The organism is Phaeodactylibacter sp. (genome assembly GCF_040219495.1).
Lineage (GTDB): Bacteria > Bacteroidota > Bacteroidia > Chitinophagales > Saprospiraceae > Phaeodactylibacter.
On record NZ_JAVJSK010000017.1, the window covers coordinates 15,101 to 27,614 of the forward strand.

At 52.0% G+C, this 12,514-nt stretch carries 11 protein-coding genes; 6 read left to right on the top strand and 5 right to left on the bottom strand.

Annotated elements, in window-relative coordinates; translation table 11 throughout:
• Window positions 1–126: 126 nt before the first annotated feature.
• The 4 genes from RIC19_RS03190 to RIC19_RS03205 all read right to left on the bottom strand — a co-directional run bounded on the left by RIC19_RS03190 (window position 127) and on the right by RIC19_RS03205 (window position 4,096).
• Window positions 127–975, bottom strand: a complete 849-nt coding sequence (locus tag RIC19_RS03190; protein WP_350176767.1) for a mechanosensitive ion channel family protein — start codon at window positions 973–975, stop codon at window positions 127–129.
• Window positions 972–2,405 carry an ATP-grasp domain-containing protein gene (locus RIC19_RS03195; RefSeq protein WP_350176769.1) on the bottom strand — a complete coding sequence of 478 codons (1,434 nt, stop codon included), beginning with the start codon at window positions 2,403–2,405 and terminating at the stop codon, window positions 972–974. Before RIC19_RS03195 ends, RIC19_RS03190 begins: the two co-directional genes overlap by 4 nt.
• Before the next feature lie 90 nt (window positions 2,406–2,495).
• Window positions 2,496–3,095: an aminotransferase class IV gene (locus RIC19_RS03200; protein WP_350176771.1), complete on the bottom strand. Its 600-nt coding sequence runs from the start codon at window positions 3,093–3,095 to the stop codon at window positions 2,496–2,498.
• A complete protein-coding gene (locus tag RIC19_RS03205; protein ID WP_350176773.1) occupies window positions 3,092–4,096 on the bottom strand; it encodes an aminodeoxychorismate synthase component I in 1,005 nt (334 codons plus the stop codon). The genes RIC19_RS03200 and RIC19_RS03205 overlap by 4 nt, the downstream gene beginning before the upstream one ends.
• 181 nt (window positions 4,097–4,277) lie before the next feature.
• Between RIC19_RS03205 and pyrF the strand changes: the two genes are divergently transcribed.
• The 6 genes from pyrF to RIC19_RS03235 all read left to right on the top strand — a co-directional run bounded on the left by pyrF (window position 4,278) and on the right by RIC19_RS03235 (window position 10,958).
• Window positions 4,278–5,090 (top strand): orotidine-5'-phosphate decarboxylase, encoded by an 813-nt coding sequence (pyrF, locus tag RIC19_RS03210; RefSeq protein ID WP_350176775.1) that lies wholly within the window; start codon window positions 4,278–4,280, stop codon window positions 5,088–5,090.
• A 4-nt stretch (window positions 5,091–5,094) separates the two neighbouring features.
• A complete protein-coding gene (locus RIC19_RS03215; protein ID WP_350176777.1) occupies window positions 5,095–6,432 on the top strand; it encodes a GntP family permease in 1,338 nt (445 codons plus the stop codon).
• 43 nt (window positions 6,433–6,475) lie between these two features.
• Entirely contained in the window at window positions 6,476–7,762 is a 1,287-nt protein-coding gene (locus RIC19_RS03220) for a hypothetical protein (protein WP_350176779.1), read from the top strand.
• A gap of 102 nt (window positions 7,763–7,864) precedes the next feature.
• Entirely contained in the window at window positions 7,865–8,305 is a 441-nt protein-coding gene (locus tag RIC19_RS03225) for a hypothetical protein (protein WP_350176781.1), read from the top strand.
• A gap of 55 nt (window positions 8,306–8,360) precedes the next feature.
• Window positions 8,361–9,365: a succinylglutamate desuccinylase/aspartoacylase family protein gene (locus RIC19_RS03230; protein WP_350176783.1), complete on the top strand. Its 1,005-nt coding sequence runs from the start codon at window positions 8,361–8,363 to the stop codon at window positions 9,363–9,365.
• A 126-nt stretch (window positions 9,366–9,491) separates the two neighbouring features.
• Window positions 9,492–10,958, top strand: a complete 1,467-nt coding sequence (locus RIC19_RS03235) for a T9SS type A sorting domain-containing protein (RefSeq protein WP_350176785.1) — start codon at window positions 9,492–9,494, stop codon at window positions 10,956–10,958.
• Between the two features lie 91 nt (window positions 10,959–11,049).
• On the opposite strand, the gene RIC19_RS03240 is transcribed toward RIC19_RS03235, so the two are convergent.
• The gene (locus RIC19_RS03240; protein WP_350176787.1) at window positions 11,050–12,468 is read right to left on the bottom strand and encodes an exonuclease domain-containing protein; all 1,419 of its coding nucleotides are present in this window, start codon (window positions 12,466–12,468) and stop codon (window positions 11,050–11,052) included.
• Between the last annotated feature and the right edge of the window lie 46 nt (window positions 12,469–12,514).

Below are 12,514 nucleotides of genomic sequence, written 5' to 3' on the forward strand. Positions count from 1 at the left end.
AAACGTGATCTTTTATTAAAAAAAATAAAAAAGTGAAACAAAAATCTCCTCATTCAGTAAGACGGGTTAGAGTTTTTTCATACTAATTTATTTGCTGAACCGCATTCTGTAAAGGGTGCGGTTTTTTCATGCCTCTTTGTCGGCTTGTTCGCGCATACTGACCACCCGCTGCGGGTAAGCAAATGTAATACCTGCCGCTTTAAACCGTTGGACAAGCCGCTCCATCACATCGCAGCCCATAGCAAACGCACTGGCGTTGTCTTCCGCCCACAGGTAAGCACGCAGGCGTAGCCCCGAATCGCCCAATCCAATGACCCGGATCCGGACCAGCGGCAGCCCTGTACTAACCTCTTCGGGCGTACGGTTGTCGATCAGGTTGGGGTGTGCTTTCGCTTCTTCTTCTACAATCGCCTTCGCCAGTTCTAAGTCTACCTCGTAGCTCAGGGTCAGCTCCAGCCACTTACAGATTTTATCGTCCCCAAAGTCTGAGTTGATGATCACTTCCTCGCTAATGACGGAGTTGGGGATGAGAATGCGCCGGTTTTCAAAGTCCCGGATCACTACGTGGCGCAGGGTGATGTCTTCCACGGCGCCCTGCAGCCCATTCTGGAAACGGAGGCGGTCATTGATCCGGAAAGGCTTGAAAACAATAATAAACACACCACTGATGATATTGCTCAGGGCATGCTGGGAAGCAAAACCAACGGCTACCGCAAGAATACCCGCACCTGCGAGGAGGGAGTTGGCAATCGCCCGCATATTAGGCATGGTATAAACCGCCCAGCTGAAGCCAATAATATAGATTAGCCCGGTGAGGGCATGCCGCAGGAAAATATAGTTGGTGGGGTCATTCATAATGATCCCGGTGGAGCGCTTCAGGAACCGCCGGAATAACCAACTAATAACTACGGCTGCTACAATAGTAGCTGCGATGATGCCGATAAAAAGAGCATAAGGCTTGATCTGCTCCATCATGACAACATAATTTCATCTAATAATACCTGATCGTCATCGAGCGACTTGAACAGGCGGGGCCGGAATTTATTTTTGGTGTTGAACAGCCGGGCAGACATTTTATCGATCGCTACCATAGACAGCACCGTTTGGATGTAGGCATCCACGAGGTCATCCAGCCCGATGCCCAGTTTGTTGAAGTCCCGTCGGTCCATCAGCAACAGGCGGTTGGTGTCGGAGCCCCAGCTGTTGGACCCCTCTTTGATGGAGAGGTTGGTCCCCAGCATAGACCAGGAGTCCGTTCCATCTTCAATGTAGTTGGCCAGCGGCTCGGCGGCCCGGCGGGCGTAAATGGAAATGGGCCGGATACCTTCCGCGGTGTAGCTGACCATCATCCGGATGTCAGCGACGTAGGCATTCCCTTTGCTCGAAGGCACGGTGCCAATGTGGTAAAGTTTTCCTTTGCTGCTGGTTGAGCTCCAGTTGTAGTTGCCGATGAGCGATTGCACGATGAAGCGGGTGTATTTGAAGTCCTGCTTCATAAACGCTTCCAGTTCCTGCTCATTTACGATGGTGTAAACGCCCTGCCCGGCATTACTGTACGGGTTTTTGACTACGGCTTGCCCGCCCAATTTGCCTACCCAGATCGGGACCTCCTCCAGGCTGACATCCCAGATGGTTTCGGGCGTAAGGATTTCCAGCCCGCTGTTTTCCAATTCGGCGTTGAAAAGGTCATAAGCTTTTGAGGCCAGCATTTTATTGCGGCCGCCAGCCAGGCACGCTACGATAGGATTGAAAATTTGCGTCTTGCACATTACCGGCAGGCGGTTCCAGGGGCTTTGGGTCAGATAGCGGAAAGCCATTCTGATCTTATGCCACTCCCCATCGGTGCCCAGTACGTACATGTACCCATCTTTGAAGCGCACCGCCGGGTCTTCATCATTATTATAATAAGTGACGGTATGTACAGGCTCCTGAAATACATCGGCCATCACTTTAGCGTAGCCAATGGCTTCCATCGGGTTCTTATCATAAACCACCGCCAGCTCGCCCGAAGCGCCCCGCCGGGATTTGGTGAGGGGCTTAAACGTGCGCTCCATGAGCACCCGGTAGCCACCCTGCTCCTGATTGTCATCCAGCAGCGGCATAGACTTTTGCCCGGAAGGGCAGGAGTTATTCTCAATGACCACCATTTGCCGCTTGCCTTTTTCGCTGGTGACGTGCATCAGGTCAGCTCCTGCCCAGACGAAGTGGCGGGGCTTATAGTTGAGCAGATTGCGCAGGGTTTCGGGGCTGACCATCGGATGTAGGTGGCAGTACCGCTTGATGATACGTTCCTGGTTCAGGTTCAGGAAAAAAGAGACCATCGGGTGAATGGTAGCATTCAGCGCTTTGGCATACCAATGATCTTCAGGCTCGAACTGCCCGGGTTTGAATAGTTGGGACTTCATGCGTTATGTTTTGCCTTTTTGCAGGTAAGGTATGGATTTCAAAATGGGATTTACAAGATGCAAAGAGTTATTTTTTTGTAAACGGCTGCCTTACCGGATTGTGCTGTGCAGGACAGGAATAATCGGGCCTTCTCCCAAATCCATCATCGCATTAAAAAGAGCGATCTGCTCAAATTGGTATAAGTCCCTGACGTGGAGTTGGGCAGGGTGCAGGCTCCCGTTGGCCATCAGCCGGGCGCGGCGCGTGCCCTTCAGCAGGGGGGAGGCAGGCGTAAGCCACCGTTCGCCGTCCCACAGCGCAATATTGGCATAATAGGTATCGGTCAGGTAGCCCTTTCTGACCAGAAGGATGTCATCGGCGGTGCCGCGTTGTGCGAAGGCTTCATCAAGCGCACCCCGGTTGGCATATTTGCAGGCATAGTCGATATGGTCAGCTTCCACAAGCGCCAACTGATGCACCGGACGGATGGTGTAGGGCGTAAAAGCCACGGCTTCTATCTGCTCCCGGTAGAGGACCCGGCACTTCTGCCGGCCTATGCTGGCTGAGGCAGGCACCTGCACGGACTGAAGGTCCGGATAGTTGGAAAATCCGAGTGCCCGGGCGCTGCGGGCCACCCGCTCCTGATGAAACGGCAGCCCATGCAGCTGGCCATCCTGACAGCAAATGGTCTCGAGCAGCTGTGGCTTCATAGCACCGGCTCGGTTACGGGAGCGAACGGCAGGTAGGCTTTCTGCAAGAGCTCCTGGTACTCAGCTTCCATAGTGCTGCGGGCGGTGATGCCCCCACCGCTTTTGAAAACCAGGCCCGAGGGCGTCTCTTCCACAAACCGGATCATCACGCCACTGTCTACTGACTGGCCATCGTAAATGCCGCAGACGCCGGTATAGTACCCGCGGTCTTGCTGTTCGGCTGCCCGGATGATTTCTACGGTCTTCTGCTTAGGCGCCCCGCTGATGGATCCTGCCGGAAGCAACTTAAAAAGCAAGTCGCCGAGCTGCTGATGGAAATCAGGTGGTAGCTGCCCTTCAATCTCCGTACTGGTCTGTAACAGGCTGCCGTTGTGGGTAGTGATGCTCTCCACGTACCGGTAGCGTTTTACCCGGACGTTTTTGGCAACGATGCTTAGGTCATTGCGGATCAGATCCACGATCGTGGCGTGCTCTGCCTGCTCCTTGAGGTTGCTCAGTAGTTGATGTTGCGCCCCAGGCAGGGTCGCGTCTATCGTCCCCTTCATTGGAAAGGAAGCGATGCCGCCATCCGGGCGGATGCGTACGAAGGGCTCCGGCGAAAAGCAGGTGAACTGCCCGTTGAGCCAAATCCGGTAGGGGGCATTACTGAGCAGGAATATTTCGTGCAGGCTCAGGTTCGTTTCGATAGGCGTGGGGAATGCCAGGTTCAGGAGGTAGGAATTGCCGGCTTTCAGGGCAGCCTGTACCTGTTGGAAAGCAGCGGCATAGCGTTCTCGGTCTACAGGGTAGCGGTGGAAGTGGAAATCGGCGGGCGTAGCGATACCGGTGAAATTGCGATGGCCGTGAATGGCATACTGCAGTTGTGCAGGGTTTGCTTCATCGAGTGGGAGTACGATGGGCCGCTGCATCTCGAAGTCAATCAAAAAGATAAAAGGCCGGCGGTCGTGGCCCAGCTTGTTCATCAGTTGCTGAGCCGTTGGCCGGTCGGTGGTTATGGTCATAGTCCGGGTTGGGTTTGCCAGTTCTAGCGCTTATTGGGGTTTTACTTTTGGCTACGTTCGTTCCAAACCCAAAACCCCAACAAGCTCTAAGACGTTCGTGCCAGCCATAATAACACAGAAAGAGCAGAGTAGTTGAGCAGGCAGAAATGGGCACTTTTCCCTATTTTCGCTCCAAAAGAACATGACCCGAGCGGAACTCACTTCCCAAATCCGGCAAAAGCAGTCTTACCTGTGCGTAGGCCTGGATGCCGACATCAGCCGCCTGCCCCGCCATCTTTTAGACCAGGAAGACCCGGTTTTTGAATTCAATAAAGCCATTATTGACGCGACACAGGACCTTTGCGTGGCCTACAAGCCCAACCTGGCTTTCTACGAAGCGCTGGGCAGTAGAGGCTGGGAAAGCCTGCGCAAGACGCTGGATTATATTCCGGATACTCACTTCACCATCGCCGATGCTAAACGCGGAGATATTGGCAATACCTCCCGCCTTTATGCGCAAGCCTTTTTTGGAGAAATGGGTTTTGATGCGGTCACCGTAGCGCCCTACATGGGCGTGGATTCTGTAAAGCCGTTCCTGGAGTTTGAAGGCAAGTGGGTGATCCTGCTGGCGCTGACCTCCAATAAGGGCAGCCGTGATTTTCAATTCGATAAACAGGAAAATGGTCAGCCCCTGTATGAAAAAGTGATGCGTAAAGCGCAGGAATGGGGCACCCCCGGTAACCTGATGTACGTGGTTGGAGCCACCCACCCCGAAAAGTTTAAGGAAATCCGTGCAATTGCTCCGGATCATTTTCTTCTGGTGCCCGGTGTGGGTGCGCAGGGTGGTGATCTGGAGGCCCTGACCCAGCATGGTGCTAATGCCGATGTAGGCCTGCTGGTGAACTCCTCCCGGGGCATCATTTTCGCCGGCGATGGAGCGGATTTTGCGGAAAAAGCAAGAGCGGCGGCACAAGTATTACAGCAGTCAATGGCTACCTTACTCCAAAACCTATAACCTCATGCTTACCGGTCTCCCGCTATTTCTGGCGATTATCGCCTCTATTGCCTTGATTATTGTGCTGTCGGCACGGCTGGGCGTCCACCCCCTGCTCAGCCTTTTGAGCGCTACCTTTTTTTTGGGTCTGGTTTCCGGCATGCCGCTCCCTGGTCTGATTACGGCTGTTAACGACGGCTTTGGTGGGCTGATGGGCTACATCGGGCTCATTGTGGTATTCGGGAGTATCATCGGGTATATTCTGGAGAAATCAGGTGCTGCCCACCGGCTGGCTATAGCGCTGCTCAGTAGCGTAGGGCAGGGGCGCCCTGCTCTGACGATGTCGGCAATTGGAGCGATAACCAGTATTCCGGTTTTTTGCGATAGCGGTTTCATCATCCTGTCGGGGCTGAATGATGCAGTGGCCCGGCAGTCGGGCGTTAAGAAAGGCGTGCTGGCGCTTTCCTTATCTGCTGGTCTGTACACGACGCATACGCTGGTGCCACCCACTCCGGGCCCGATCGCAGCTGCCGGCAACCTGGGGGCTGCGGATTACCTGGGCACGATTATGCTGCTTGGGCTGTTGGTCGCCCTGCCCACGATGCTGGTCGCCGTATTTCTGGCTAAGCGGCTGGGGCAGCAACTGGAGCTACCGGAAATGGTTGAGGAAGCCCCGGAGACGGGTACATTACCTTCATTGGGGCGCTCCGTGTTGCCCCTACTCCTTCCGATTTTGCTCATCGCTGCAGGTTCAGTCCTGAAATTACTAGGATATGAAGGGCGGGGCACGTCGGTGCTACTGTTTCTCAGCCACCCGCTTATTGCACTGACGCTGGGCACGGTGGCCGCCCTTTGGCTAATGCCCAAATGGGACAGCGCCCATCTTAGCGGCTGGATAGGAGAGGGGATCAAACTGGCAGGCCCTATTCTCATTATAACGGGTGCGGGCGGTGCTTTTGGGGGCGTTCTGAAAGCCACGCCGGTCGCGGAGCTGGTGGAGGGCAGCCTGGGAATTGGCGGTTATGCCGGAGCAGGTGTGCTGGTGGCTGCTTTTTTGATTGCGGCGTTTTTGAAAACGGCGCAGGGCTCCTCTACCAATGCGCTGGTGATTACCTCTTCTCTGCTGGCACCGGTAGCCTTGCAACTCGGGATGGAGAGCCCGGTGGAACTGTCGCTCCTGGTATTGGCCATTGGCGGTGGCGCAATGACGGTCTCTCATGCCAACGACAGCTACTTTTGGGTGGTCACGCAGTTTAGTGGTATGGAAATGCGGGAGGCGTACCGGAGCTTTACGCTGATCACCGCAGCGCAGGGCGTTACGGTCTTGGCGGGGGTGTTGTTGCTTTATTTGATTTTGGTGTAATTATTAGGAAGGTTTCCTATCTTTCGGAGATAAAACCTGATGTATGCGCTACTTACTGCTTTACCTGTTTGCCGGGTGGTTGTGTTTGCCGTCTTTGGCTCAGCCTTATGTTTCGGGCGGGAAGACCCGCCACCGCTTTGCTCAGTTGCTGATTGGGGCGGATGCGATGTACTTGCCGGCTTCCGGTCAGACTTTTGCGCTGGAGAGTAATGGCAGATTATCGGATTTTACGCCCAATGCGGCACTTGTCCCGCGCATTAATATCGCAGGGACGCACTTTTGGGGGCATGCCAATTTCTATATTTCCATACCCGTTGCGAATGTGCTGGACAGCAGTGTGCCTTTCGGTGGAGATTACACCTTCAACCCCGGCGTGGAAACCGGGCTGCGGGTATACCCCTGGCGCATTGAGGAAAAGAAACTCCGGCCTTTCGCCGGTGCCGCCTTTGCAATAAGCGACTGGCAACAGAACAGCAACCGGGGCTCGGGGGCATTTGCGCATCAGACGCGGTATCCGGTACAGTTGGGGCTGACCTATCAGCGGAAGCAGCTGTTGTTTGAATTGGGCGTGGGTCAGTTTTTGAATAATCAAACGGATTACTACGTCAACCCGAATGATGCGGTAGAGATTGAGCTCCCCTCCACTTACTTCTGGCTGGGGTGCAACTGGCAGATTGAGACGACCCTCAGTGCGGAGAAAAGCTGGAAGAGCGGTCAGACGGCTGCAACTGTGGAGCGCCTGGAAGAAAAGCGAGCCCTCAGCGGCTGGTCGGTAGCTGTGGGCCCTTCATCGGCCTTCATACTAGGCCGCTCACCGCGCAATGATAAGCTGTACCCGGCGATAGGCGAGCACAACGGAGCGGTTGTCTTCCCCGAATTCGGGCTGGGCTACTACCACTATCCCTGGGATGCCCACCTGAACCTGGCTTTCCGGGCCAACCGGTCGGAGCGCTCGGCTTATGAGTCTACACAGTTGCTGCAGCGTCGGGCATTAACGTTGGAAGCCTACAAATTTCTGTTTGACTACCACGGTTTCGTCCCATTCGTTGGGCCTCACCTGAGCCGGGAGTGGCTCAGCATGGAGGAAACGGTGCAGCGGTCTACGCCTTATGAGGGCAGCGAAGTACAATGGGTGCCAGGTATTACCTTTGGTTGGGACATCCGGCCCAATGCGCTGCAGGGCTTTATCCTGCGTACCCATTTGCGGTATACGCCAACTCAAAATATAGGACCTGAGGGCGGAGTCTCCTTCCGGCAGCTGGAGTTCAACTTCATTCAGCTGGTGCTTTATCCCGGCCGGATAAAGCGGATGCAGCGGGCATTGCGATGACAGGGGAGCATAGCGTTTTTTTGAATAAAAAAATACTGTCGGTCAGAACCAAAATTAAGATAAAGTGTCAATAGGGTATTATTTAAAAATTAAAGTAACACTATGAAGGTTGATTGCAATGCTTTCGTATACTTTGCTTCCATGCTAGCTTGCTCATTGGTGTTTATCGGATGTACTCAGAATGATGGGAGCAACATTAGTCCATCCACAAATGATGCTGATGCTGTTACCTCCTTCTTTATGCATGATGCGGGTTTAATCATTACCCTTTTGACAGATGATGGAGATGATGAGACCGATTATTTTGAGTCCTTTGTTTTTAACTTCAGTTCAAATGGCAATGTAGTGGTAGTGGATAATAGTGATACTATTACAGGTGCATATAATGTTTTTCGTGATGATGGGAGAGTGGAATTGTATATGGACTTTCCTAATGTCGGAAACTTTGACGAGCTCGATGACGATTGGTATTTCATTTCCATTGACCAAAACACGATCCGGTTTAATGACGATGGCGATCGTTTGGAATTTAGGCAACGATGAACGGGGCTTTCGTATATTGTACCGTTGGTTGTCATGAATAAAAAACAACAGGGCAATGGAAGGACAGCATTCTTATCGGATCAAAGAGCTAAATATTGAAAGCTTCCCAAAGGGGCAGATCAGCGAAGCGTGGTTGCACATCATCAACAATGGGATTGGTGAGCCGGTCCGGATACCCATTATTATTGCCAGGGGCAAGGAAGATGGTCCGGTGCTTGGACTGAATGCCGCCCTGCACGGCAACGAACTGAATGGCATCCCAGTCATCCAAAAGCTCATCAACGACTTAAACCTCGAGGAGCTGAAGGGTACTATTGTGGGCGTACTCGTCGCTAATGTCCCTGGGCTGTTGCTGGAGCAAAGGGCTTTCAACGATGGTGTCGACCTCAACCGGATCAGCCCGGGCAAGCGCGATGGTACCCAAAGCGAGCTGTATGTCTACCGCCTTTTTGAAAGGATCGTCAAGAAATTCGACTACCTGATCGATTTGCATACCGCAAGTTTCGGGCGTGTGAACACCTACTACATCCGCGCTGATATGTCTGATAAAATGAGCTCAAGGATGGCAAGGTTGCAGAACCCCGAGATCATTCTCAACCATACCCCAATCGGGATAACGCTGAGGGGGCGGGCCGCCATACATGGCATCAAGACCATCACTATAGAGTTGCGAGACCCTCATTTATTTCAACGGGATGTGATCAACGATAGCCTGGTAGGCGTCCGAAATATACTCTACGATCTGAAGATGCTGCCCGGTGAAATCCTTTGCCCTGCCGATGACATCACCCTGTGCGAGTCCTCCTATTGGCTGTACACGGATGAAGGGGGGATCCTCCATGTCTTCCCGCAGCTTGGGCAGCAATTAAAGAAGGGAGATAAAATTGCCGCCGTCAAGACTATTTTTGGAAAAACCGTCAAGGAGTACTTTTGCCCGGAAGATGGAGTTGTTATAGGGAAGAGCGTCAATCCCATCAATCAATCTGGCAGCAGGATTCTGCATTTAGGCATTAATACGAAAAAGATACCTTGCATTACTGCGAAGGAGTTGTTAAATTAGGGTTAAATAGTAATTGGTGTGATAGGTAAAAATAAGCAACTGCTGGCGGTGTCTCGCAGGTAGGCATGGCATTGGTGGCAGGGCTGATAATGGAACCTGTTTATTAATTATTAAAAACCAATTCCAATGAAGTTGAAATGGCTGCTCTCGTTTCTTATGCTATCGCAAACGCTCTCCGCACAAACCTTTGTAGAGGCAACGCCCACTCCACCATTTGAAGCTGTATTTTTGAGTTCGGTTGCCTTCGCGGATATAGACGGTGACAACGACCAGGATGTATTGATTACAGGAGGAGATATCTCGACTAACCGTGTATCAAAACTGTATACAAATGATGGTTTAGGTAACTTCACTGAAGTACAAGCCAACCCCTTCGAACCCGTATATGGAAGTTCGGTTGCCTTTGCAGATATAGATAGTGATAATGACCAGGATATACTTATCACAGGGCTAAGTAGTTCATCGGGACATATTTCTAGACTCTACACTAATGATGGGATAGGTAATTTTACGGAAGTGATGGGCACAACTTTCGATGGAGTTGCGTTCGGATCGATCGCCTTTGCGGACGTAGATAATGACAATGATTTAGATGTACTGATTTCGGGATTAAGGCTTCCTCCCGGACCACTACTGGTTTCTAAGCTATACCTTAACGATGGTGCAGGCACTTTTACCGAAAAAGCAGATCTGTTCTTAGAGGGCGTTTTTATGAGTTCGGTTGCCTTTGCAGATATAGATAGTGACGATGACCAAGATTTACTAGTTACCGGGCAAAACAGTTCGGAGGTTAAAATATCGAAACTCTATGTAAACGATGGAGCGGGTAATTACACCGAGATGATAGAGGGGGGGTTAGAAAGTGTTGATGCGGGCTCAATCGCCTTTGCGGATGTAGACGGCGATAATGATCAAGATTTGCTGCTTACCGGGCGGGATAACTCAGATTCGCGAACCTCGAAATTGTATATAAATGACGGCGAAGGTAATTTCACCGAAATGCAAGGTGCTCCTTTCGAACCCGTATCAGGAAGTTTAATTGCCTTTGCGGATGTAGACAATGATAATGACCTGGATGTACTCCTCACAGGAAGTATTAGTGCAGAAGTTGCAATATCAAAATTGTATGTCAATGATGGAGCGGGCAATTTTTCTGAATTAGCAAATGTGCCATTCGATGACGCCTCTTCCGGCTCAAGCGCCTTTGCAGATGTAAATGGTGATGGCAATCTGGATGTACTCATCACTGGACAAAGTGGCCCGGGTACTTTAATCTCGAAACTGTACATCAATGAGGGAGTTGAGTCTTCTTCAACGGAATATTCGAAAACAGAAACTACGCTTTCGTTCACTGTATTTCCTAATCCTTCCACTTCGTCTACGCTTTTCTTAAGCTACGATTCAGCAGAAATGAGCGAAGTCACGATAAGCGTATACAGCATAAACGGCGTCCTGCTCAGGCAGCAGAAAGAGATGACAACCATTGGTCAGCAAGTCTTCCCTGTCGATGTCGAATCTCTGCCTAAGGGAAATTACCTCATGGAACTGGATAATGGCAAAGGAAGGGGGACCATTAAATTTGTTGTTCAGTAAACACGGCGGCGGTTGTGGGTGGAGCGGCTCCTGATTGGGGCTGTTTTGGCTGGGGGCTACCTCCTGATGCGCTGGCTATTGTTCTAACCCTCTACCATTCCACCGCTTGCGTTTGCACCGGAATGCGCTTCAGGTGCGGCTTTTTATTGAGGTAGCGCTGTATGAGGCGCGTGGTTTCCGGATTGCCGGCGTAGGGTGTAATGGCATCCCGTAGGTTGTCCATGCTGCCATTCAGCCCTTCCTCATCGAGGTAGCCGAAGCCTTGGTAATTGCCATCTTCAACCAGAATGACCGCCAATTCTCCAGGCTCCCTGCCTTCATCAAGCAGGAAAAAGTCCTCCTCAAAAACCGTCGATAAGATTTCCTTTGCGGCTAAAGCCCGTTCATTGTAATCTGCTGCCGGCTCCAGCTCCGCGCAGGCACCGTGGCACTGCTTGATGTGGTAGTGAAAGCAGGGTCCGCTGTTGCCAGGTTGGAGTTTACAAAGGCGGGCACAAAGCTCAAACGTTTCCCGCACCCGGTTGAGGTGGTTGCGGGCGTGTGCCAGCTTTGGGTATTCAGAGATGACTTGTAGCTTTTTGCGTTGGGCCGCAGTGGCCTGTGTGGCTTCGTAGCAAAGGTACCCGGCCTCATCGGTGTAGGTATGTATGAGATAAGGGAAGCGCCGTACCCGCTGCGCCCGGTTGATAGGCGGGTGGAGGCGTTTGATCTCGTGGCTTTCCAGCAAAAGTGCCACCAGCTCGCTACCGGTAATCTCGTAGGTAATATCATGCACATGCCGTTGCAGCTTCCCGGCTTTCTCTGTTTTGTCGGCGAAGTGCTCAGCAATGCGTTTTTTAATATTGATGCTCTTGCCTACATAAACCACCTCACCTGTTGCATTATGGAAATAGTACACTCCGCACTCTTCGGGCAGGGCGTGCATTTTTTCCATATCAAAGGACTTCGGCAGGAGCGACTCCCGAATGCCCAGGTTGACCATCTCGATTACCTGTTTTTGATTGTCTTCCTCGTCTAGTATGCGGCGCAGCAGCTCAGCGGTGGCCAGGGCATCATCAAGCGCCCGGTGGCGGGCATCGGCTTTCCAGCCCATCCATTGGATCAGCTTCCCAAGGCTGTAGGATGGCAGCCCGGGGAAAGCTTTCCGGCTCAGGCGGACCGTACATAGGTTCTTACGGGAATAGGTATAGCCGAGCCGCTTGAATTCTTCCCGCAAAAAGCTGTAATCGAACCTTACATTATGGGCGACAAAAATGGCGTCTTCCGTCATTTCCACTATCTTTCGGGCTACTTCGTAGAATTTGGGCGCATCTTGTACCATCTCCTGCGTAATGCCCGTTAACTGTGTGATGCCGTAGGGGACGTAGCACTCGGGGTTGATTAGGGTGCTGTACGTATCCAGGACTTGTTGCCCATCGTGGAGGACAATACCTACTTCAATGACCTTGTGGCGGGAAGCCCGGCCTCCGGTAGTTTCCAGGTCGACAATCGCGTAATGTTTAGGTTTCATACTGGAATATCCGTCAATTGTAAAACAATATGATTGTGAAGTTAAA